Annotated in this window: 22 protein-coding genes and 1 pseudogene; 12 read left to right on the top strand and 11 right to left on the bottom strand. The window is 57.8% G+C overall.

Annotation, left to right across the window (positions count from 1 at the left end; all coding sequences use genetic code 11):
- Positions 1 to 113 precede the first annotated feature (113 nt).
- A complete protein-coding gene (locus GT370_RS21405; RefSeq protein WP_442865518.1) occupies positions 114 to 725 on the top strand; it encodes a DUF736 domain-containing protein in 612 nt (203 codons plus the stop codon).
- A gap of 16 nt (positions 726 to 741) precedes the next feature.
- On the opposite strand, the pseudogene GT370_RS10105 reads toward GT370_RS21405, so the two are convergent.
- The 3 genes and pseudogenes from GT370_RS10105 to GT370_RS10115 all read right to left on the bottom strand — a co-directional run.
- Positions 742 to 897 (bottom strand): annotated as a pseudogene (locus tag GT370_RS10105) (DUF736 family protein); the annotation flags it as partial.
- A gap of 596 nt (positions 898 to 1,493) precedes the next feature.
- Positions 1,494 to 2,641, bottom strand: a protein-coding gene (locus GT370_RS10110) for an IS3 family transposase (protein ID WP_270183331.1) whose coding sequence is annotated in 2 segments (ribosomal slippage) — positions 1,494 to 2,392 and positions 2,392 to 2,641 — 1,149 coding nt in all. Because the reading frame shifts where the segments join, the coding sequence is not laid out codon by codon here.
- Positions 2,642 to 2,738: 97 nt separating this feature from the next.
- A complete protein-coding gene (locus tag GT370_RS10115; RefSeq protein WP_039885715.1) occupies positions 2,739 to 3,188 on the bottom strand; it encodes a helix-turn-helix domain-containing protein in 450 nt (149 codons plus the stop codon).
- Positions 3,189 to 3,306: 118 nt separating this feature from the next.
- Here GT370_RS10115 and GT370_RS10120 point away from each other — a divergent pair, with 118 nt between their 5' ends.
- Positions 3,307 to 4,416 carry an MFS transporter gene (locus GT370_RS10120; protein WP_270184312.1) on the top strand — a complete coding sequence of 370 codons (1,110 nt, stop codon included), beginning with the start codon at positions 3,307 to 3,309 and terminating at the stop codon, positions 4,414 to 4,416.
- 125 nt (positions 4,417 to 4,541) lie between these two features.
- On the opposite strand, the gene GT370_RS21410 is transcribed toward GT370_RS10120, so the two are convergent.
- From GT370_RS21410 to GT370_RS10130, 3 genes are all read right to left on the bottom strand, one after another.
- Complete coding sequence (locus GT370_RS21410) at positions 4,542 to 4,889, bottom strand: SH3 domain-containing protein (protein ID WP_008495651.1); 348 nt, start codon at positions 4,887 to 4,889, stop codon at positions 4,542 to 4,544.
- Positions 4,890 to 5,359: 470 nt separating this feature from the next.
- Positions 5,360 to 6,721, bottom strand: a complete 1,362-nt coding sequence (locus GT370_RS10125; RefSeq protein ID WP_008495653.1) for a hypothetical protein — start codon at positions 6,719 to 6,721, stop codon at positions 5,360 to 5,362.
- 12 nt (positions 6,722 to 6,733) lie between these two features.
- Complete coding sequence (locus GT370_RS10130) at positions 6,734 to 6,913, bottom strand: hypothetical protein (RefSeq protein WP_270184313.1); 180 nt, start codon at positions 6,911 to 6,913, stop codon at positions 6,734 to 6,736.
- A 1,022-nt stretch (positions 6,914 to 7,935) separates the two neighbouring features.
- Here GT370_RS10130 and GT370_RS10135 point away from each other — a divergent pair.
- On the top strand, positions 7,936 to 8,493 hold the full coding sequence (locus GT370_RS10135) for a toxin-antitoxin system HicB family antitoxin (protein WP_083878860.1): 558 nt from the start codon (positions 7,936 to 7,938) through the stop codon (positions 8,491 to 8,493).
- 72 nt (positions 8,494 to 8,565) lie between these two features.
- On the top strand, positions 8,566 to 8,835 hold the full coding sequence (locus GT370_RS10140) for a hypothetical protein (RefSeq protein WP_144052856.1): 270 nt from the start codon (positions 8,566 to 8,568) through the stop codon (positions 8,833 to 8,835).
- 343 nt (positions 8,836 to 9,178) lie between these two features.
- Here GT370_RS10140 and GT370_RS10145 read toward each other — a convergent pair whose 3' ends face one another.
- Positions 9,179 to 9,412, bottom strand: a complete 234-nt coding sequence (locus tag GT370_RS10145; RefSeq protein WP_008495655.1) for a hypothetical protein — start codon at positions 9,410 to 9,412, stop codon at positions 9,179 to 9,181.
- 997 nt (positions 9,413 to 10,409) lie between these two features.
- Positions 10,410 to 10,628: a helix-turn-helix domain-containing protein gene (locus GT370_RS10150; protein ID WP_008495657.1), complete on the bottom strand. Its 219-nt coding sequence runs from the start codon at positions 10,626 to 10,628 to the stop codon at positions 10,410 to 10,412.
- A gap of 372 nt (positions 10,629 to 11,000) precedes the next feature.
- Here GT370_RS10150 and tnpA point away from each other — a divergent pair, with 372 nt between their 5' ends.
- The 8 genes from tnpA (at position 11,001) to GT370_RS10190 (ending at position 17,451) form a co-directional block, all read left to right on the top strand.
- On the top strand, positions 11,001 to 11,441 hold the full coding sequence (tnpA, locus tag GT370_RS10155; RefSeq protein ID WP_083878915.1) for an IS66-like element accessory protein TnpA: 441 nt from the start codon (positions 11,001 to 11,003) through the stop codon (positions 11,439 to 11,441).
- Positions 11,438 to 11,827 (top strand): IS66 family insertion sequence element accessory protein TnpB, encoded by a 390-nt coding sequence (gene tnpB / locus GT370_RS10160; RefSeq protein WP_144052888.1) that lies wholly within the window; start codon positions 11,438 to 11,440, stop codon positions 11,825 to 11,827. The genes tnpA and tnpB overlap by 4 nt, the downstream gene beginning before the upstream one ends.
- 41 nt (positions 11,828 to 11,868) lie before the next feature.
- Positions 11,869 to 13,416, top strand: a complete 1,548-nt coding sequence (gene tnpC, locus GT370_RS10165; protein ID WP_008495811.1) for an IS66 family transposase — start codon at positions 11,869 to 11,871, stop codon at positions 13,414 to 13,416.
- Complete coding sequence (locus GT370_RS10170; protein ID WP_144052887.1) at positions 13,371 to 14,018, top strand: UPF0149 family protein; 648 nt, start codon at positions 13,371 to 13,373, stop codon at positions 14,016 to 14,018. Before tnpC ends, GT370_RS10170 begins: the two co-directional genes overlap by 46 nt.
- A 71-nt stretch (positions 14,019 to 14,089) precedes the next feature.
- Positions 14,090 to 14,770, top strand: a complete 681-nt coding sequence (locus GT370_RS10175; protein ID WP_144052858.1) for a hypothetical protein — start codon at positions 14,090 to 14,092, stop codon at positions 14,768 to 14,770.
- A 1,069-nt stretch (positions 14,771 to 15,839) separates the two neighbouring features.
- On the top strand, positions 15,840 to 16,352 hold the full coding sequence (locus GT370_RS10180) for a recombinase family protein (protein ID WP_270184314.1): 513 nt from the start codon (positions 15,840 to 15,842) through the stop codon (positions 16,350 to 16,352).
- Between the two features lie 50 nt (positions 16,353 to 16,402).
- Positions 16,403 to 16,579 carry a recombinase family protein gene (locus GT370_RS10185; RefSeq protein ID WP_270184379.1) on the top strand — a complete coding sequence of 59 codons (177 nt, stop codon included), beginning with the start codon at positions 16,403 to 16,405 and terminating at the stop codon, positions 16,577 to 16,579.
- Positions 16,561 to 17,451 (top strand): zinc ribbon domain-containing protein, encoded by an 891-nt coding sequence (locus GT370_RS10190; RefSeq protein WP_270184315.1) that lies wholly within the window; start codon positions 16,561 to 16,563, stop codon positions 17,449 to 17,451. The genes GT370_RS10185 and GT370_RS10190 overlap by 19 nt, the downstream gene beginning before the upstream one ends.
- A gap of 527 nt (positions 17,452 to 17,978) precedes the next feature.
- Here GT370_RS10190 and GT370_RS10195 read toward each other — a convergent pair.
- The 3 genes from GT370_RS10195 to GT370_RS10210 all read right to left on the bottom strand — a co-directional run bounded on the left by GT370_RS10195 (position 17,979) and on the right by GT370_RS10210 (position 21,478).
- On the bottom strand, positions 17,979 to 18,335 hold the full coding sequence (locus GT370_RS10195) for a PqiC family protein (RefSeq protein WP_333490053.1): 357 nt from the start codon (positions 18,333 to 18,335) through the stop codon (positions 17,979 to 17,981).
- 135 nt (positions 18,336 to 18,470) lie between these two features.
- Entirely contained in the window at positions 18,471 to 20,252 is a 1,782-nt protein-coding gene (locus tag GT370_RS10205; protein WP_270184317.1) for a PqiB family protein, read from the bottom strand.
- Positions 20,249 to 21,478, bottom strand: coding sequence for a paraquat-inducible protein A (locus GT370_RS10210; RefSeq protein WP_008495661.1), 1,230 nt, complete (start codon positions 21,476 to 21,478; stop codon positions 20,249 to 20,251). Before GT370_RS10210 ends, GT370_RS10205 begins: the two co-directional genes overlap by 4 nt.
- Positions 21,479 to 21,553 lie beyond the last annotated feature (75 nt).

Below are 21,553 nucleotides of genomic sequence, written 5' to 3' on the forward strand. Positions count from 1 at the left end.
CGGGATGCGCACCCCGCTGGGCGTGGGGCCGATCCGCGTCGTTCTCTTGCGGGGTGACTGCCCGCAGCCGCGCCAAGCGGCCTCTCCTGATGGGGTCTGGCGTCGTCCGGCCTATGGCCAGCAACGGCTTCGCCGACCTTCTTCCCCTGCGGCTGAGCCGCATTCCTCGCGAGGCAAGAAGCTCGGCTGCCGCCGTCCTCCGCTCCGCTGCGGCCCTGCGGGTGCAAGCCGGCCGAACCGCCGCCTCAGCGACCACCATCGAGGCCGCGTGGTGCGGCTTCGAGGAACAGTCAGGAGATACGACAATGGCTCAGATCGGCACCTTCACCCGCAGCGACGACGGCAGCTTCACCGGCCAGATCCGCACCCTCAACATCAACACCAAGGCGACCATCCGCCCCGTCGCCAAGGAGGGCGAGCGCTCCCCCGACTACCGGGTCGCCGCCAACGGCGTCGAGCTGGGCGCAGGCTGGGGCAAGCAGGCCAAGGACACCGGCGCCGAATACGTCTCGGTCAAGCTCGACGATCCCTCCTTCACGGCCCCGTCTACGCGACCCTGGTCGCCGGCGAGAACGGCGAGCACCGCCTCATCTGGTCCCGCTGACCGACCCGCGGCGCCTCGCCACCCGCGAGGCGCCGCACCTTCTCACCCCTGGAATTATGCGGAGCACGGACACAGCCAAACCCGCGGAAATGCTCGGCTTCCGACACGCCACTCCGCATAACACCTCACTCCGCATAATCGGCGCGGCCTACATAGATGCGGTGGCTGGGGGCATTGTCATTGGCCCGGTTGGCTTCCGGCACGATGCGCACATTCTTCGCTTGCACGCTCAGGGTCACGATCTCGCCCTGGATTTCGTTGCCGGCTTTCTTGAAAGTTCCGATGGTCGCCATGTCAAATCTCCTTGCTGTTACGAGCCCGCGCCCATCGCGGTCTCGATGGCGATCAGTGACCGGGGGCAGATCGACCTGCACCGTGTGCGGCCGTAGCGCAGCGAAGGATGGCGGGGCCCGGCTTTTTTGGAGCGCAGCGCCCGCGAGGAGACAGCGCAGCTGTCGGGGAAAAAAGCCGGGCCCCGCCATTGCAGGAAGGCGATCGGCTTTCGGTCAGATCCGCCCTCGAGAGACCGGGTGGCGCGGTCCCGCACCGGCCAGGAGCAATATGGGGGCCTCTCAACGTTCGGGTCAGATCTCAGCGGAAATCAACAACAACTCTCACTTTAGAGCCCGATCGAAGGAATGAAGCCGGCGCAGCAACCGGCGGCAACGCGCCCTTTATGGTCATTCCCTGGGTCTAATTGGATGCTCTGAAGCAGACCTTCCAAAGGTGTAAATGTTTTCTGCTGATAGCGTGGCATGGCGACATTTTGGGTCGTTTGCGTTCGCGAGGCCGGCTTTCCAGGCGTGGCCACCAGGAGACGGTGCTTCGCGTGGCAAACACGTCTTCGCCATCCAGCAATTGAGCTGCTGCCGGTTTGGTGGACAGCGAGTTAAGCTAGCACGGCCTTGGCCTCGAACTCCATGGGGCTGAGATAGCCCAATTTCGAATGCCTGCGTCGTGGGTTATAGAAACGCTCGATATAGTCGAACACATCGGCCCGGGCCTGGTCACGGGTGCGGTAGGTTTTGGCAGCCGTGCGCTCGGTTTTGAGTGAAGAGAAGAAGCTCTCCATTGCCGAGTTGTCCCAGACATTGCCGGCCCGGCTCATTGAGCAGGTAATGCCATTATCAGCCAGCAAGCGTTGGAATTGCTCGCTGGTATATTGCGAGCCCTGATCTGAATGATGAAGTAGCGCGTCGGCCTTGCCGCGGCGCCAGACGGCCATCATCAACGCATCCATGACCAGCGCCGCATCGCGTTCCGCCTTCATCGACCAGCCGACGATGCGCCGGGAGAAGAGGTCAAGAACCACGGCCACATACAGCCAGCCTTCGGCGGTCCAGATATAGGTGAAGTCAGCCAGCCATTTCTGGTTTGGCCGGGCGGCGGCAAACTTCCGATCAAGGATATTATCGGCGATCACCGCACGCTCGCCCTCGTCCTTCGGCTTGGCCCGGCGCTTCGGGCGCGCCCGGAAGCCGTTCTCGCGCATCAGCCGCTCAACCCGGTGCAAGCCGCAGGCCAGGCCTTCTTCGAGCACATCATGCCACACGCGGCGCGCACCATAGGTTCTGTCACTGGCCTTGAAGCTCGTGTCGATCGCCAACGCCAGCTTCCCATCGTACACAGCCCGGTCACAGGCAGGCCGTTTGAGCCAGGCATGGAAGCCGGAACGCGACACCTCAAGAGCCGCACACAGCCAGCTCACCGGCCAGATATGCCGGTGCTTCGCGATGAAGGCAAACTTCACGTCGACTCTCTCGCGAAGAATGCCGCGGCCTTTTTTAGGATGTCACGCTCCGCCTTGAGCTTGGCGACCTCCTTCTTGAGGGCCGCAATCTCAGCCAGATCGGCCCGTTGCTGGCCATGGCCAGGGAACGCCGTCGCAGGCGCCGCCGCCAATTCACGCATCCAGCGCCGCAACACGCTCTCCGCCAGATCCAGGTCACGCGCCGCCTGAGCAACTGATACGCCCCGCTCCGTAACCAGCTTTACAGCCTCGGTTTTGAATTCAGCTCCAAACTTTCGTCTCGCCATATTCGTCCTCCGGTTCATGGGTCACGATCTTATCCTCGTGTCCACCAAACCGGCAGCAGCTCAAATGTCGCGCAAACCCTAAAATCTGCGACGTCGCTTAAGGCGCTTTTGGCGAGCGCATACCGTCAGACAGTGACCTCTTGGCCCGAGTGTTACCGCGCCGGCTTGCCACCTCCATAAGGCGTTTAAAGGTCGGACACTCCATATGGGATGGAGCTGAACAATCCGCGACATGGCGCAACGTGTCGCGGAGAGCGATTAGTTCGCGAATTTGACGGTCGAGACTGTCGGCCTTCTCATGCAACACGGCGCGTGGCAGGTCGGGTGCGCCATGCTTGCCGAACATCCCGGAAATCTCTTCAAGCGAAAAGCCGGCTAATTTCCCCATGGTGATTAGTTTAATCTGTAGCAGCACTTCGGGCGGAAACTGGCGACGCAGGCCATGGCGGAAGATTGAGGAAATCAACCCAACCTCTTCGTAATATCGCAGCGCTGATGGACGTATCCCGGTCTTTGCGGATACCTCGCCAATATCCAGAAATCTCATGCTTGACCTCAAGTCAACTTGAATTCGTAGACTGCCCTCTAGCAGCGTTTTAGGCAAGAGGGGCAAGGGCATGGAACAAGTAGGATCACGCACACCGAACAGGACAAATCGCAGGATCATGGCGACGCTGGCGCTTTCGATGCTGCTTTCGTCTCTCGGAACCAGCATTGCCAACATTGCCTTGCCGGCGCTGACCGATGCGTTCTCCGCGCCATTCCACCATGTCCAATGGGTCGTCATTGCCTATCTTGCGGCCCTGACGGCCTCGGTCGTTTTCGTTGGTCGGTTTGGCGATATCTATGGGCTGAGGCGCATGTACCTTGCCGGCCTTGGACTGTTTTCCATAGCCTCGATGTGCTGCGGTCTCGCGCCAAGTCTTTGGACTTTGATCGGAGCAAGAGCGCTTCAGGGTGTTGGTGCCGCCTTCCTGATGACCTTGACCATAGCGCTTGTGCGCGAAACCGCGAGCGAAGAGCGCATGGGGCGGGCTATGGGACTCCTTGGCACAGTGTCAGCGCTCGGAACGGCCCTTGGTCCCTCACTCGGAGGCTTGTTGGTTTCTGTAACCGGCTGGCGAGGAATTTTTCTAGTGCAGGTTCCCCTTGCGGTGCTGACACTGATCCTTGCCTTTGCGTCGCTGCCGCATGAGGCTGGCAGGACGGAGGAGCGGCATCCTGCCAGCCTTCGCACGGTCCGGGTTACGACGCTGTTGCCCAATCTTCTCGTCAATCTTCTTGTCGCTGCCATCATGATGACGACGCTCGTGGTTGGCCCGTTTTATCTCGGTTTTGGTCTAGGTTTGAGAGAGACACTGGTCGGCTTAGTCATGTCGGTCGGCCCGATGATCTCGATTTTCAGCGGCGTCCCCTCAGGACGGGCAGTTGACGCTTGGGGGGCGCAGCGTGTTCTCGGTGTCGGTCTGACCATGCTCGCCGCCGGAGCGTTCTTGCTATCGATCCTGCCGGAAAGTTTCGGTGCCGTTGGATATGTCCTGGCCATTATAGTTCTGACGCCGGGCTATCAGCTCTTTCAGGCCGCCAATAACACCGCTGTCATGGCGGACATTCCAAAAGATCGGCGTGGTCTGATCTCCGCGCTGCTGAGCCTTTCGAGAAACACCGGCCTAATCCTGGGCGCGTCCGCAATGGGGCTGTCTTTGCCTTTGGTGTCGGGACAGGCGATTTCAAACAGGCATCTCCGATGGCGGTCGCGGGCGGAATGCGGCTGACATTCCATCTTGCTGGCGGTCTGATGCTTATCGCGCTCGGGGTGGCTTTCTGGCCTTCCAAAAGGGATGCATAACCTAATTGCTTCAGTATGTGGATATGAGCTGCTTGTCGCGTAACTTGTAAATTACGCGACAGCCAAGGCTAAGTTTTTTCGTGGAACCCAACCTGCGGAACCAGCTGCAGATCGGCAGTATACCCAGCCGTGAGTTTCTTTTTCGCCGACGAGAACTTGACCCACCTGGCACGTGAGTTCGATAGCCGTGTACTCTTCCTTAGCAAAAGGGCCCACCTCCCCCTGGCAGACCAGGCTGTCTAGTATCCAACCCTCCAAACCATTAGCAGACCGGGCCCATAACCAAATATGGCCATCCCAATTGTCCTGGCGGCCTGTGAGATAAATCGACTCACCAGCAGCCAGACGAATTGGATCTGTGTAAGTAGCCTTCCAATTCTCGATGACAATGAAGTTCATACACTCGTGGTAGCACGATCAGCTTTGTCGCGTAATTTGTCGCAGAAATCCTTGAACTCGCGACAAAGACACGCGACAAAGAAAACCCATACAAACCGGCAGGAGGGAGGGCTGTCGCGTAATTTACAAGTTATGCGACAACCTCTATCTCACAAGGGCCGATTGCGGAAGGGCGGCTATCGTGGACAAGAGGCGAACTACAGCGGATGCTGGATGCGCACCCGCCATTTCAGTGTCCGCGACCATTTCGCAGAACAGGGATTTGGCGACCGAATAGGGCAGGCCCTTCGCAACTTAGCGGAATGGCGAGTCATGGGGCGCAATCGGCGTCAGATGCAGCCCCTATTCTTCCGTTGGCGCTCGTCTCTTACCGTCATCCATTTCTCAAATTCGTGGACGGTTTTGGCACAAACCAACAGTACCCCGACACCAAGGCCAGCGAGTTTTAGAAACTTTTCCAAATCCATCTCTCAGTCCTCTTTCTTCACCGACGATCCGCGTAGCGCATCAAGCTCTGCCATCATTTTCAACATTATCGTTTGGTGGTCCTGAGTCGCGTTCCTTGTTGCTTTGTCGCGCCACTCGCGGAAGCTGGACACGAAGCGTTCGACATTGGATTCCAATTCCTCTAGGAAGCCTTTCTCCCTCGTGCCGAAACTCAAGGTTTCCCGCCCCAGCAACTCAGCCTCCATCCATGCCAGCGGCGACGATGCCGGCGACATTACTTCGGACGTGTCGAGGTTTGAGTTCAGTTTGTGCCAGCCGGTTTGCAACACTTGGCAGTCGATGAAAGTCTCAGCGAGCAGTGCGGGCGTGATAGGTTCAAAGCGAGCGTGTGAACGTAGCCGATACGGCCAAGTATTGCCGTCAGTGCCAGGCGGCATTTCAACTGTCGCCCCCTCCACCAGACGGAAGCGGCCTTTCTCGAATCTGCCCTCATGTGGGACCTTATCGATGGTCCCGAAATCGACCCACGGCGCTTCAGGGTGCCAAGCCAGGGGGCGCACGGCTAGGCACGGCCAGAATTCCATGTAGCCGACAATCTTGTCCGCCAGGTCCCAGCCGAGGGTAAGACAGGCCTCCTCGGCGCCAATCACTTCTCCGTTCACTTCTCTGTCTGCGCCCTCAAACAGCAAGCGTGCGGACGCGGAGGACCGGATAATCGTGGTCAGGCACACAGTAGGCCAATGAGAGGTCGATCGGTCCCCGAATTCCTCCTGCTGCCACCCCGTAATATTCCTGGTCAAGTCGTATCCATGCACAGCGGACAGTTCCTGCGCGGAACGGAAGAATTCTCGTAGCCGATACTTTGGGCTTTCGACCAAAACGGCCAGTTTGGCTCTCAGCAGTTGCCATACCGCTTCAGCTGGCGTGAATTTCACCATGTCGATCTCCGAGCGTCCGCTGAACGCGTTGGAGCCCTCAGTCAGCATCATGATGGCCTTGTGTCTCGGCCATCCCGCAAGCTCGGCTGCCGAGAGTGCCAGCTTCAGGTAGTTGAGCGGGTGGGCATGGAGGCGAGCCTTGGCTTTCCGCTTACTCTTATACTCAGGCAACAGGCAGTAGCTGTTAAGTGCATTGACGGCGCCAGCGTCTGACGTGCCGGGACGCACACCAGCTTTGATGACAATATCTCCTTTCTTGAAATTTTTCTTTTCGGCCTTGGCGCGACCTATGATTTCCGCCAAGTTTCTCGCAAGCGTGTTGCGCTCGTACTGTGGCAACACCCCTTTGTAGGCCAGAATTTGCTCATTGACGAGGCGGGCAAGATAGATGTTCGCCGAGCGCGTCTCGCTCACCGGGTCGCCGCCGGTCTGTTTTTCGTCAGCCATGTTGTTTTTCACTCAGAAACGGCGGCGATAGCGGCGGCCGTCGCGCCCGGAATTCCAGATGACGGCACAAGTCCTCACAACGCCATCGTCGGTAACCACAGCAACCAGGCGTCCGATCTTGCGGCACCAATCTTTCGACACACCCTGATGGGCCATCTCGCGCAGCGCGCTCTGGCTGGCCGTGATCGCCACATCGCTACTGCCGACCGGAACCTCCGTATCCCCCCATGCAAGCAGGGCCCCAACATGGCGTCTGGCACACCACGCTGGCGCATGCGAGCCTCGCAATGTTTTGAATGTCTTATCATCGCTGCACCTCTTTGTTGGTGGAGGCAGTATCGCGGGGAAAAATAGGGACTTCTCTATGATCTGTCGAGAATTGGCATTCAAATCTGCATAGATTTGATTTCTTGTACTGCATAGATTTTTTTAGCAGAACGACGACGCCTTGTTGGACCTACCCCAACACTCCTTCATTCCACGCCAGGGCCGAGTCCGGGCACGTCTAGGAGAGGCGCACTATCACTCCGTCTGCGACGCCGTTGGCAGGTGATGTTCCACTGTGCTCCTACTTGGATGGTGCGCAGGCGGAAGCGGTTGGTTATGGCCCGTCAAAGACGGCTCGCTGAATCAGGCCAGGTCCGCTATCCGGAATCGGCCTTGACCTATGGAAGGAACGACCGGCACGGGCGCAAACCTTTTGTCGCACAACTTAGGATTTACGCGACAAGCCAGCGAAGGCAATGCATTGATAAACATACACATCTGACTATTCGCACGTGGAGCGGTGTGGGTACAATCCCGACAAGGGCAGTCAGGCAGGGGCAGGTTTTTGCCAGTGCCTGCTCCAAACCCGCCAGTCCGTTATCGGCCCGTCTTACCCGTAAGCGACTCCGCATGTCTATATTATTAGACGCGCGACCTGCTTAAGGATTGGGTATCACCCGCTTGTGGCCGAGGCTAGTGCCGGACGTTCCGGTCATGGCAAAGTCGGGCCGTAAGCGGAAAGTCCGCTCACAGATTAAACCTCTCGAAAGCGGATATCCGTCAAACTCAGAATACAATGTAACGGCCCCTTGTTGACACTTGCCGTCAACTGTTTTATCTACACATCACATGACGGCAAGTGATGGCGGGCAGTGGACCGCAAGTGTAAACGTATTATCGATGGAAAAACTTACAACACCGAGACAGCGACTAAGCTGGGCGGTTGGATGGATGACGAGTACGGGTTCGAGCAAGGAGAATATCTGTATCAAAGCCGGTTGGGAGCTTTCTTTCTTTACTGCTTCTCAGACGATGGTCCAGAAGGACCAGAGCAGGAAATAAAGCCTTGTGCACCAGATCAGGCGCAAAGATTCCTTGAACGACATGAGAGCTACAGCGTCGACCTCATTGAGTCACTTTTTGGCGAGGCACCAGAGGTTGGATCTGGAGAAATTAAATTCACTCTGAGACTCCCCGAAAGCCTGCGGGACCGTTTGGCAACGCTGGCAAAGGAAAACAATCAATCTCTCAACGCTTGGATGGTTCGTTGTCTAGAAAGAGGGAGCGAGGTCGTGGCTGACATTGAAGTACCCGTAACGATGGCTCTGTTGCAGATGGGGGGAAAATGCCCAAATTGCGGAGAGCTGCAATGTATTATGTATGCAAGAAAATTGTCCAGCTTGCAGGCATCTAATTGTGTCGTCGAGTGTTGTAATTGCAGAAAGAGAATGCGCCTTTCCGATTGGATGGGAGGGGGAAAACCCGAGACAAAAATTTCGAACTAAGCCTATCGGCACTTCACTACCAACGCAGTGCCACCCTCTCACATAATCCCTGCCGTTTAAGGATCAAAAACAATGAAATTTGTTGTTCGAGCCTATTTCAACGATTTTGGAAATCACGAACCGGCAATAATTGTCGGTCAAGTGAGGCGCCTTGCCGATGAGCTGGGTTATCACGGCATAGTGGCTAAGCGGCGCCAGACAAATGAACGAATTCTTCAAAGAGGGTATTTGCGTATCGTTCTACCCACGCGGCGTCTTGCGAGACGTTACCAGGAACTTGTGGCGGAGTTTTGGGGGCATCTTGTGACGACAAAGCGCTTCCGGAAACGGATGGACGATTGATCGGCTTGACGCCGTCAGGCTGAGCTCTTGGCAGTGGTAGTCATTTGATTGGAAGGCTTTTCCGAAAGTCTTGAGTTTTGGCAATCTCTCTCTCGGAACGGCGGCTATCGGGTCATGGGCACGAGGCTGGGAACGACCGCCGTGGGCTCTGAGCTGCCGGCTCAATCCGGCTTCCCCTCCTGGTATATCCAATGCCCCAATTCGTTTCCCACATCGGCCTTATTCGCTCTGCGTAGAAACGATTGTGAGCGTTTAAATCCGGTTGCCCCGTGTTGAGGATAGGAAACTTTTTCTGAGGGCCGCCTACGAGGGGTTATCTTCTCCGAATTCCGGCGCGTGATGCTCATTTCGGCATAAAATTAACGCCGCCATCCGCCTGAAACACGACACCTGCTGCTTCGAGGGCCAATTTAATGGCGTTCAGGTTCGCTTTATTAATCGGCGGAACATCGTCGGCCTTCTCTGCTTTAATTACGGTGACCCGCCCCAGGCACGCCAAATCCGCCAGTTCAGCTGACGTAATTTTGGCAAAGGCCCGCCCCGCCCTGATCTGCGCACCGGTAATCATCTGCTTCATCCAAGTTTGTTTTCACCAAAGATCTTATAGCATAAAATAGACCAAAAACATAACATACATTTTTGGATTCTTTTTTGAATCTTTTCTATTGTTTTGTATTTAAACTATGTTATACAATCCTGGTGAGTTCGTAACTCTGCCGGCATTTCGGGGGGATGATTACGGGCTCATGCGGCCTGGCCGCGTGTTGACGCACGCGACCAAGCCTGACTCAACCCAAGTGGAGATACACATGGATCAAGCTAATAACGACTATACCGCCGATTCCGCTCATGCGCCTACCCCAAAGGCCGAGCTTCAGGAGAGCACCATCCCGACGGTGACGGCACCGATGCATCTGCCCCCTCAGCGCCAGACGACGCAACCTACACTGAGAGTTTTGTGCGCCTCTGCGCCCAGCATGCTGCCAACAGGCAAGCCGTGATGGACAGTCCTCTCGACCCGGAAGATAGCCCGAACTGGCCCGCCTATACAGCCACGCATGATGCAATCTCAGGTGCACGCCCCGAAACCTTCCGGAATTGGCCGCCAAAGCCCGTGCCGCCAAAGCCGAGACATTTATAGAGCTTGGCAAGGAAGATCCGACCAACGGCGCTGCTCTCGATTGGGCCTGGCAGCTTGTAAATGACCTGATCCGGCTTGGTGGAGAGGCTGTTTGAGCGCCGGAGGCCATCTGGCAGCGACAGAAGCTGCACTCTTGCGCGCACTTGATCTCTCCCGCGCCCTGGGGTTCATCGTGACGGCAGAAACGGAATACACTGGCAGCGTGTTCTGTACGTCGATTGAGTCAGTAAATGCATGTCTGCGGGAGTCGATTCAGACCGCGATCAACCATACAGCTCAATTGATACAAGCCCCCGGCTGTAGAGACCTGATTCAGACGCGCCGACCTAAGCGGCACCCTCGATCGGTTACGGATCGGCGGCCTCCTATACGTGGGATTTTCATCCTGGTAGTATGGAGGCCGCCCATTATCAACGCACCTAAAGTATAGCCGTCACCGCCGCTCGTCTGGCTTCAAGAGCTCGATCGGGGTGACGCCTAGCGCCTCCGCCAGCTCATACAAAGTGATGACGGTTGGGTTGCGCCTTCCGTTCTCCAACCCACTCAAATATTGCTGGCTAAAGCCAGATCTGGCTTCGACCTGCTCTTGGGTTAGCCCCTTTTCCTGCCTAAGACGGGCAAAATTCTGTCCTACCAAATTACGCATATCCATCCGATACGGATATGCCTTTACATACTATAAGTTTATAAACTATAGTATGTATATGATATCCGAATCACCGTCGCGGGGACTGTGTAGACGCTCCCGGTAGCTAGAAGCCCAATTCAGGCACCAACGCGCTGTCTCGTGTCCAAGCCTCCCGCCAATTGATGGTTGTCGCAGCCCGCCTGCTTCTGTCGTGACGACTGCCCGTTGATTGACGTCCCCTCACCTGCCCTCAGGGTAAATCACATGCGCCCGGACCTCCGTAGTATTCTGTTTGAACGTTATCGAAAATTGTTCGTAACCGATGCGAGTCCGCCACCTCGCGGCGCGGTTTGATTTACTGGACAGTATGCCCCTGAATTTGTGTGGGGCGATATTGTGGATAATGACGGTCCTAAAGCCAGACATCAGCACAGTCATGAGGACAATGGCTACCATCGTGTTGAGCTGATCACCGGGCGGCGTCGGCGGCGGGATTGGACGCGGGAGGAGAAGGCGGAGATTCTTGCCGCGAGTGCTGCGCCTGGTGCCGTGGTTACGCAGGTTGCGCGCCGTTATGGGGTGAGCCGGGGCTTACTTTGGACATGGCGTCGCCAGGCGATGAATGATTTGGCGATGGCGGGGGATTTTGTTCCGTTGCGCATTGTGGATGATGTGGCTGGTTGCCCTATGGCTGAACCGGCTGGACCGCCCTCGGCCCGGGATCAAGCCGTGGGATCGATTGAGATAGAGATCGGGCGTACCCGGATCCGGGTGGAAGGCGCGGTTGACCAGGCTGTTTTGCGGCAGGTGCTTGGTCTGATCGGGCCAGCCCGATGATCCTGGGCATTCCGGCCCGGCCGGGGTTAAGGGTGATGGTGGCGTCCAAGCCGGTCGACTTTCGTAAAGGCATGGATGGTCTTGTTGCCCTGGTGGCGCAAGTTTTGGCGGCCGATCCATTTGCGGGCGATGTCTTCGTGTTCCGGGCCAAGCGCGCGGACCGGCTTAAACTGCTGCTTTGGGATGGCACGGGGCTTTGCCTGGTGACCAAACGATTGGAGGCAGGCGGATTTACCTGGCCGCCGGTGCAGGACGGGGCCGTCACACTGAGCCCCGCGCAGATACGCCTGCTGTTTGCTGGCATGGATTGGACGCAGATTGCAGCACGCTCTCCGGCGCTGGTGAGGCCCTCGATCCCGGCGGAAAATTCGCAGAAATTGCTGTAATTTGCTGGCGGCACAGCGGGCCTGTTTGGTAGCTTGCGTGCATGTCGGATGACCAACATTCCCCGCATGATCCAGCGCATCTGCTGGCATTGAATACAGCCCTGCGGGCGGAGAACGAGAACCTCCGGGCCGTTGTGGCGGCTTTGAAGCGGGCCTTGTTTGGTGCACGATCCGAGAAACAAGTTGAGCCCGAGGCCCAGTTACCGCTCGCTTTGGATGACCTTTCCGGCACGCCGGTGGAACTCGCCAAACCGCCAACGCCGGCGAACGCAAACCGGCCGCCGCAGCGAAAGGCGGCGCGCAATATTGGCGGGCTGCCGGTGCATCTGCCGCGGGTGGACATCACGATCGAGCCGGAGCGCAAGGCTTGCCCTTGCTGTCAGGGCAAGCTGCATGTGATCGGCGAGGATGTCAGCGAAATGCTCGACGTGGTTCCGGCAGTGTTACGCGTAAAACGCATTCACCGGCCGCGCTATGGCTGCCGCTCTTGTGAAGGGGCAGTGGTGCAGGCCAAGGCGCCGCCGCGACCGGTCGATGGCGGGCTGCCGACCCCGGCGCTGCTCGTGCATGTGGCGGTGATGAAATTCGCCTGGCACATGCCGCTGAACCGGCAGGCGCAGATGCTGGCCGGCCAGGGGATCATGCTCGACCGCTCGACTTTGGTGCATTGGGTCGCCCGGCTGGCTTGGTGGTGCAAGCCATTGCATGAATTGCTGAGCGCCATCGTTTTGAGCGCGCCAAAACTATTCTGCGATGACACGCCCTTGCCGGTTCAGGATCGCACCCGCAAACGAACGCGCATCGCAAGGATCTGGGCCTATGCGATCGATGACCGCCCCTGGGGCGGAGCACTGCCGCCGGCGGTGGTGTATTTATATGCAGAGGATCGCAAAGGTCAGCATGTCGAGGAACATCTCGCGGGCAAAGCTTGCGTGCTGCAGGTTGACGGCTATGCCGGATATAATCGGTTGACCCGGCGCGGCCGTGCCGGCGGCCCTGTGACGCTGGCTTTTTGCCTGGCACATGCACGGCGAAAGTTTTTTGAGGTGCATAAGGCAACGGATTGTCCGGTCGCCGCCGAAGCGTTGCTGCGCATTGCTGAAATCTACCGCATCGAGAAGCGTATCCGCGGCACCAGCCCCGAAGCACGCGTGGCCGTGCGCCAGGCGGAAACCCTGCCGCTGTTCGAGACGTTCAAGCCTTGGCTGCTCGACAGGCTGGCGGAAACTTCGGCCAAATCCACGCTGGCCAAGGCGATCCGCTACACGCTGGGTCATTGGGCCGGGCTGTGCGTGTTCCTGAACGATGGCCGGGTGGAGGTGGACAGCAACATCGTTGAGCGCAGCATCAGGCCCATTGCCTTGGGCAGAAAAAATTCTCTCTTCGCCGGCAGCGCCGGCGGCGGTGAGAGCTGGGCGATATTGGCCTCTCTCATCAACACGGCAAAATTGCACGATCTCGATCCGCAGACCTATCTCACCGATGTGCTGGAGCGGATGGTCTCGGGCACGACGAAGGCAAATGCGTTGGGCGAATTATTGCCGTGGAACTGGAAGGCGGCGCAGACCCAAAAGGCCATTGCGGCATGAGGCAGGCTGGCACCCGAACCGCGCAGGCTGACAGTGCGATGGATATGGAAATGCTCGACGCCTGGCTGGAGAAACAGAACCGCGTCATCGATGGCGTCTCGATGCTCGACGGCTATCTCGCCGCCATTGTCGTTGGTCCCTCCTCGATCTCCCCAGATGAATGGTTCTTTGATCTGCTTGGACCCAAGGGCAATATCGCCACCGCGCATAGCAAAACACTCAAGGCCATTATGGCGATCGTCGCCAGGCATAACGCCATCAGCGAAACCCTCTCGACCGCGCCACAAACATACGCACCAATCTTCCAACGCACCGACGCCGGCGTCGTATTCGCCGGACCATGGTGCCTGGGATTTGCCCATGCCATGAAGCTGCGATGGAGCGCCTGGGCGCCGCTGCGCGAGGCACGCGGTATCGAATGCGGCCTCATGTTACCGATCATGCTCTATTGTGCCGACCAGATCGGCGCGCCAATCAACCCACCGCCAAACGGCATCAATACAAAAGACTACCTCAAAACCGCCTACCACGACATCCCGCTCGTTATCCCCGCAATCAGAGAATTCTGGATGCCACAGCGCGTCGCCGAAGCCTCACGGTAGATCACAGCATAGCCCGTGGGGGCTCACATCGGTTACAATTGTTCTGCGTAGAGGACAACAACAGGCCAGCCGTGACGCAACGCCCGCCGATCGAGATTGGAGATGGCTGGTTCGCACTTGTGGATGCGCTTTGCTCAACTTTGCAATTCATCGATCCCGCTACAAAAAACATCCATGTCAGGACGCGCTCCACATGCCTCCGTTTTCGTTGTTGGCCGACCAACCAAACAACCTATGGCGCAATTCATACAGCACAGGCCTTATCTATGCGCATCTGCGAAGCTACCGGTTCTGTCTTGCCCAATCTGCCCGACATCTCCCAGGGTAAGAAAGGCTCGCCGGGATCTTTCATAGGAGACGACGTCAATACGCCATCGCCTGCATTGCCGCCAGGCCTCTTCATTCTGCTCGATGTTGGATTCCGATTTATCAGTAAACGAAGCGCCCTGAGATCGGACTTTCCCACGATTGAAATTGAAACGTGTCACTGGGATAATGCAAGAGGATTGGTTCTCACCCCGTCCACCGCATCTATCCACGCCGCGACCATAGCCCAAATCGAACGGGCGACCATGTACAGATCACGTCGCGGGCACAAAGGACGGATAGATAAGCACATCGAAAAAATGGTCGCCCGAACAAATGCGGCGGGGGTTTTGATTAATGAGATCTCGAAGCGAATGGATAAGACCGACGGACACTTGAGAACTATCGACGATTTTTGCTGTCTCATGCGTACCCGAGATTGGTAAAATCATCCAATTTCGTGCCACATTTTACTCATCATTTTTATGGTTTTTTGGGCTTTAAACATGTCCCCTTTTTATCAAGTCGAGAAACAAATCGGTCTAGGATTTTCACTATTTATTGGTCTTGGATAGGGCACTGAACCTGGCGATCAAAAACCATTTTTGATGGTTAGAATCCGGTTTCAAACTTCCAAAGTCACGGCGGCGACAGCAGACATAGTTATAGTATGATTTTCAGAATCAGATTTAAGGCTGTCCCAAATTATGCTTTTTTGATAGCCCGTTTATTACCTCCACTTTTAGTTAAGCAAACACTCTCCAAAAGGTAACGGAATTGTATCACTTTGATTCAGTTTTCAGATCGAACTCGACATGATACAATTTCGTTACTTTTACAGAGATTTTTGTTATCTCGATCTTTGAAAATACGAGGATTCATGTGGTTTTACATGTCTAAACACATGCGTTTAAACATGCCAAAAAGCATGTTTTTACACATGCGATTTTGCATGTTTTTCGACCTGTTTTTTGACAAGTATTTTGCCATGGCAAAGATCCTGCGTTTTCGCATACAGATGCTCGACAGGAGGTCTCCTAATTATTCCTGAAAATTCAATTGAAGACCTCTCCCCGTATGGAGGCGGTAAACACTCAGCAAAAAAACGAGTTCAACGCAAAGGAGTTTTGCGATTGCTTAATAGTTCGTCCGATATGTTTACCGGATGGCAATCAGATCGATCTGCTCTAGCGAGCTTCAAAACGATCCTGCCCCATTAATTGGTTCGGCAATTTTTGGGCAGGATATTCCTCATGCCCGAACTGTTGGGCCCGAGCAACTAAGGGATTTTTCCCGGCGCCTTGCCCGTCAGGTCGCCCGTGAACTCTTTAATATAGCGCATCAAGAGGCGACCACCATGTAATAGCCCATCTCATAAATCCAAACTGAACAAACGGGATCCCCCCGCCAACTCTAATCCATGCGATGAAAGATCAAGACAATGCGCATCGCCGTCTACGCTCGTTATTCAAGTGAAAATCAAAGAGACGCGTCGATAGAAGACCAGATCCGGTTATGCCGCGCGCGGATCGACGCAACCCTGGCTGGGAGCTCGAGCAAGTCTATCGTGACGCAGCGATATCTGGTGCCAGCGCCAACCGACTAGGCTATCAAGCAATGGTCGCTGCCGCACGTGATGGCGGTTTCGACATCATCCTGGCTGAGGCCCTCGACCGCCTTAGCAGGGACCAGGAGGATATCGCCGGCCTATATAAGAGACTCAAATTCGCAGGCATTACCCTGTTCACGTTGGCCGAAGGCGAGATTACAGAGCTGCACATTGGCCTCAAAGGCACGATGAACGCGCTGTTCCTTAAAGACCTCGCGGAGAAGACCCGCCGCGGCCAAATGGGCCGGATTGCCGCCGGCAAATCCGCTGGCGGCTTATGTTATGGCTACAAGCCAGCTCCAAAGCTTATCGGCAAGGGCCAGATTGAGCGGGGCGACCGACGGATTGACGATTTCGAAGCACCGATCGTTAAACAGATTTTCAGAAGCTTCGCCGAAGGCCTCTCCCCCTGGCCATAGCCAAGCAGCTGAATCAGGCAGCCATCCCAGGTCCAGAAGGGCGTCCCTGGCTGGATACGACTATCCGTGGCCATGCCACACGCGGCACGGGAATTTTAAGGAACGAACTCTATATCGGGCGCATGGTCTGGAACCGTATGCGTTATCTGAAAGACCCAGCTACCGGTAAACGCGTTTCGCGCATGAACCCAAAGAAGAATGGTCGACGATGGAGGTGCCGAGCTTGAGGATCGTAGACCAAGAGCTATGGGACCAGGTCCAAGGCCGCCTAGCAAATATCCGCGATGCTTCCGGTGCCAATAAGCCCGATCGGCCCAAATTCTGGGAGAAGCGGCGCGCGAAGCATCTCCTGACCAACAAAGTGTTTTGCGCCTGTTGCGGCCATGTCCTGAGCGCCTTTGGCGGCGATTACCTCGCATGCGGCCCGGCCCGTCGGCGCGGCACTTGCTCCAACAGGACCAGCCTCAAGCGGGCCCGATTGGAGAGTGCTGTCATTGAGGCGCTCCGGCACAATCTAATGGATCCAGAGGCTGTCGGTGCCTTCGTGACTGAGTTCACCGCCGAGTGGAATCGTCTGGCTGCCGAGAGCAATGCCAACCGTGTTCAGGAGCAAAACCGCCTTAACGTGATCCAGCGCAAGCTCGATAAAATCGTCGAGGCCATCATGGATGGGTTCCGCAGCGACGAGCTTAAACAGCAATTGGACGATCTTTCCCAACAGAAGGCGTCGTTGCAGGAGCGCCTCGCCGCCCCAGCAGCACCAGCGCCTGCGATCCACCCGAACCTGGCTGGGCTGTATCGGCAACGGGTTGCCGCATTACACACCGAACTCGCTGCGGCCAACGGCAGCAATAACGCTTCCCTGGAAGCCATGCGCGATCTGATTGAGCGGATAGAGGTCGGTCCAGCTCCCAAAGATGGCGAGCCGCAAATCATCCTGACCGGCGCACTGGCCTCGATGGTTCGTCTCGGCCTACCTCCCACCCCAACAAAAACAACGCCCTCTGCGCGTAGCACTGAGGGCGTTCCTGACTTGTTCATGAGTTCGGTATTGGTGGTTGCGGGACCTGGATTTGAACCAGGGACCTTCAGGTTATGAGCCGAACAGCCTGCTTTATATCTAGCTGATAAACACATGGAAAATGGTGCATATCTCCTATTACCCTAATAAATACCCTAGAAAACCGCCCTCATCTGCTGTTTTTTACCAGAAATGCCCTAATCGGGTAACTTGGCTTTACGTAGCCTTGAATCGACGCGGCCAATTCTGCGCGCCATGGAGCAGGCACAGAATCACAACGGCATCTTGTTCCCCTCGATAGGCGAGAATGTACGGCGTGTCCGATACCACCAACTTGTGGATCGGCGCCGAAGTGGGGTGACAGCAAAAACCTAAACCAACTCATTGATTCAAAAAGAAGAATTGGTGTTTAGCGGGGTCCCAAGCGGCGCCGATTGGGACCCCGCTTAGGCTGAGCTTCTGGCTTAATATCAATGGCTTTAAGCGATTTTTGGAGGGGTCCCACTTCAATCCTGATTCACAGCGGAACAGCATCCAGGCATCAGCCTGGCGGCCGTTACCCTAGTGAGCCCGGGCGGCGCGGCGCTGTTGGCGCGCGCCAGACGTTAGAGTGAACCTCCGGCGCGGCTGAGCAAACCGCGCGCGATGGTATCGGCGAGATGGGCCAGCAGGCCGCTCATTTCTCGAGCCTGCGCGGCAGGGCTCTTCCCGCAGGGTAATGCGCGACTGAAGCGGCCTTGCGCCAGCAGCCCGCCTGCCTGCGGCGCGGTCACGAACCAATCTGCTTGTAGTGCTACACTGCCCGCGCCATCCGGCATGAACTCTTGCATCGAGACATGCACGGAAGCAGCGCCGTTTGGCGGTACCGGATCGCCAGGCATCAGCACTTTGGCCTCTGGCAGGCGTGCCGCCAAGTCTTGCGCCAGCACAATCCGCGCCATCGGCCCAGCGGGCCGGCCCACTCGATCTTGCCGCTCACATGCAATGTGCCCGCTGCCGTGGCAGCGGTAAACTGCCGGCGGCCGATCGCCGGCGGAATGTCAACGGAGCCGACGGCTAGCGCCGGGAGCCCCCCGGCAGAGTGTGGCTGCACCGGGCTAATAGGCGCGAGGGCCAGATAGGTCGTCGGCTTGCCGGCGCATCCCGCCAGGCTGAGCAAGGCCAGCAAAAACAGTGCGCGCCACATGGTCAGTCCCCCGCCCGGCGATGAGAGCGCCGGGATGGCTGTTGAGGTAATCCGCCAGCGCCCGCAAAGAAGCAGCGGCTTGGCTCAGCTCGTAGAGCGTATGCGGCAGGCCAGCCTCGTCCGTACTGGCATTGGCCGGGCCTTGCGGACTCAGCATGCCCCGTGCCGAGGCCAGCGCCGCCTGCGCCTGTGCCGCCGTCTGGCGCAGGGAGGCCAGGATCGCGGGAAGCTGCGCCTTGGCCTGGCGGGTGATATCATCCACGTGCGCCATTGCGCGGTCGAGATGAAGCAACGTCTGTTTCGTCTGCCGTGATTTGGCCAAAGCAGCGAGGCGTGACGTCGCGCTGTGGATATTCACCGCGATTTTATCCAACGGCATGGCGTTGATGCTGGCGAGAATGTCATTCACCTGGGCGATCACCTGTCCCACATCGCCACCGCCGCTACCGAATACCGGCAACTCAGGCGGGTTGCCGGGCTGCAAGGCGGCGGGGGGCGCGTCCTTCACCAGATCCAGCTGGATTGTCTTGCCGCCCACCACCGGCACGCTGCTGCCCAGCTCCGCCCGCAGGCCTTGGGCGATCAGCGTAGCCAGCATCGCGTTCATCTGCGGCGCGGGGTCGGCGAGATTCCACGTGCCGTTGGCGAGGTTGATGCGCTGCGGCTGCAACGCCAACGTCACCAATGTCTCCAGGCGCTTGGCGGTGGCATCGTAGCGCATGGTCACAGCCGTTACGCTGCCCACCGGCGAGCCTTCCAGCTGCACCGGGGCCCCAACGGCGAGCCCGTGCGGGCCGCCCGCGAACAGCGCCTGGTAGAGCACGGCGCCGCTGCCTGGCGCGTTCTCGGCCTGGGCCTTGCTGTCGTAGAGCGTGTAGTTTGCTTCGTTTTCAGCGGATGCCGCATTGCCCTTCGGCGTTTCAAAGGCCACCGCCCCAAGCAGCAAAGCCGGCACGGATTCCAACTGCACGCCCGGCCCGCCAGCGGTGGACACACGCACCGCACCGGCATACCAGAACCGAGAATCCGCCTTCACCAAATTCTGCCACTGGGCTTTAACGAAGATGCGGATGGTGAATTGCTTTCCGTCCGGCGCCATCGCCACGTCCAGCACCTGCCCCACCTTGTAACCCTTGTAGAAAACCGGCGAGCCGGAAGAAATATGCGAGAGCTCGGGTGTCACCAGCGCCAGTTGCAGTCCCGGCTCGGCGGATTTAAGCACCGGCGCCTCGCCCAGACCTTGCGCCTTGCCCACGGTTTTGCCTGGGCGCGGGTCAACGCCGATCACTGGACCGGAGATCACCTCCTTGATATCGGACAGATTGCTGAGGCTGAAATTCGCGCCCTCGATCCAATAGCGCGTGCCGGGTCCAAGATGTCCCGCCATCGAGGAGTCGAAGTCGATCTGCACCTTCATCTGATTCAATGATTTCGAGATCGTGACGTCTCCGACATGACCGACATTAAAGCCTTGATACTGCACCTTGGTGGTGCCGGGTTTCAGCCCGCCGGTGACTGGAAACCATACCTCCACCGAAGGGCCACTATGTGTGAGAGCACTGATGCCAAGCCAGGCGATGATCGCCACCGCCGCCAGCGGTACTGCCCAGATCAAACCAGGCCAACGCGAGGGTTTGAACACGGCTTCTTCCGGCGGATTCTCCTCGGGGATGTTTCGGTCGTCCCCGCTCATGCCCGCCGCTCCGCCGCCAGCCACAATGCCCGGGGGTCGAAGAAGGAGGTGGCCGCCATGGTGATGACCACAACCGCCAGAAACGCCGGCAGCGCCTTACCAACCACGATGGACAGCAGCCCGTTGAGCTGCATCAATGGCAGGAAGACGGAGACGGTGAACACGTCGATATGCGACCAGCGGCCGATGGTGTCGATGAGCCGATAGAGCTTGGTCTTCAGACGCAATCTGGCTGCCGAGCGGCGATGGATGGACATGCCGAACCACGCGAAGGCAAACAGCTTAAGCAGCGGAATCGCGACACTGGCGATAAACACGACGGCGGCGAAAAACCATAGATCCGCCTGCACCAGCTTCAGCACGCCGGTCATGATCGAGTAGCCGTGCAGATCATCCAGTACATCGCTCGATTCCATCGGATAGATATAGGCGATGGGGTAGAAGGCGAAGGCGGCCAGCGTAAGCGCCAAGGCGCGCATGGCCGCGTAAGGACGACAATGCCAGACGCGCGCGTGACAGCGCGGGCAACGTTTACCCTCCTGCGTAGCGGGCAAGGGATAATCGCAGCTTGTGCAGCAGATCATCTTTTCCTCGCGTTGCGTCGCGGCCGGGCCGATGAGACGCCAGATCTCTCGCCGCTCCAAGGCAGCGCGGGTGACAAGGGAGAAGAACGCCGCGCAGATGGCACAATACCCGCCTGCCAGTATCTGGACGGGCATGGCATGTACCACCCGCGCATAGCCGATAAGCCCGCCGAACAGAAACACGTCGATCATCGCCCATTGGTCCAGATACTCCGCCCAGCGGAAAGCGGGGCCAAGCCAACGGGCGCGCTGGCCTGCCCACAACATGCCGAGCACGGCGCTGAGCAGCCCGAAGCGTAGAAACGGCAGCACAACAATTTCCAGCCCGACCACAATGGCAGCCACCGGCCAGCCTTGCGTCCAGATGCCAAACACGCCGGAACCGATAAAGCTGATATTCGTTGCCGCCAGAATGTTCACCTGTAAAATAGGCAGCAGGTTGGCGGGGAAAAGCAGCAGGAGTGTCGCGAGTGCACAGCCCAGCCCGCCCAGCAGGCTGCGCCCGTTCATCCGCTCCAGCGTACGGCCGCAGCGCCCGCAACGCCGCGCACCCCGGGCAGCGCCTGTGGAGATCGCCTGGATCGCGCCGCAATCCGGGCAGCCGACGATTTCCTGTCCGGCATTATTGGCAAAGCTTGACAAAGCGGGCCCCGGGTTGATGAGGTTCGATATGGTTCCCCCATCCCGGGCCTAAAGGGCAAGAATGCTATGCGACCA

Origin of the sequence: Acidocella sp. MX-AZ03 (assembly GCF_027626035.1) — a bacterium.
In the GTDB taxonomy this organism is placed as follows: domain Bacteria; phylum Pseudomonadota; class Alphaproteobacteria; order Acetobacterales; family Acetobacteraceae; genus Acidocella; species Acidocella facilis.

Bases quoted from the DNA above. Each gene is read 5' to 3' on its own strand.
- GT370_RS21405 (WP_442865518.1), top strand. From the start codon at position 114: ATGGCCAGCAACGGCTTCGCCGACCTTCTTCCCCTGCGGCTGAGCCGC.
- GT370_RS10180 (WP_270184314.1), top strand. From the start codon at position 15,840: ATGCCGCGCGCGGATCGACGCAACCCTGGCTGGGAGCTCGAGCAAGTC.
- GT370_RS10145 (WP_008495655.1), bottom strand. From the start codon at position 9,412: ATGAAGCAGATGATTACCGGTGCGCAGATCAGGGCGGGGCGGGCCTTT.
- GT370_RS10125 (WP_008495653.1), bottom strand. From the start codon at position 6,721: ATGGCTGACGAAAAACAGACCGGCGGCGACCCGGTGAGCGAGACGCGC.
- GT370_RS21410 (WP_008495651.1), bottom strand. From the start codon at position 4,889: ATGAACTTCATTGTCATCGAGAATTGGAAGGCTACTTACACAGATCCA.
- GT370_RS10205 (WP_270184317.1), bottom strand. From the start codon at position 20,252: ATGAGCGGGGACGACCGAAACATCCCCGAGGAGAATCCGCCGGAAGAA.
- GT370_RS10150 (WP_008495657.1), bottom strand. From the start codon at position 10,628: ATGGATATGCGTAATTTGGTAGGACAGAATTTTGCCCGTCTTAGGCAG.
- GT370_RS10140 (WP_144052856.1), top strand. From the start codon at position 8,566: ATGAAATTTGTTGTTCGAGCCTATTTCAACGATTTTGGAAATCACGAA.
- GT370_RS10115 (WP_039885715.1), bottom strand. From the start codon at position 3,188: ATGAGATTTCTGGATATTGGCGAGGTATCCGCAAAGACCGGGATACGT.
- tnpC (WP_008495811.1), top strand. From the start codon at position 11,869: ATGTCGGATGACCAACATTCCCCGCATGATCCAGCGCATCTGCTGGCA.
- GT370_RS10135 (WP_083878860.1), top strand. From the start codon at position 7,936: ATGGATGACGAGTACGGGTTCGAGCAAGGAGAATATCTGTATCAAAGC.
- GT370_RS10190 (WP_270184315.1), top strand. From the start codon at position 16,561: ATGGAGGTGCCGAGCTTGAGGATCGTAGACCAAGAGCTATGGGACCAG.
- GT370_RS10120 (WP_270184312.1), top strand. From the start codon at position 3,307: ATGGCGACGCTGGCGCTTTCGATGCTGCTTTCGTCTCTCGGAACCAGC.
- tnpB (WP_144052888.1), top strand. From the start codon at position 11,438: ATGATCCTGGGCATTCCGGCCCGGCCGGGGTTAAGGGTGATGGTGGCG.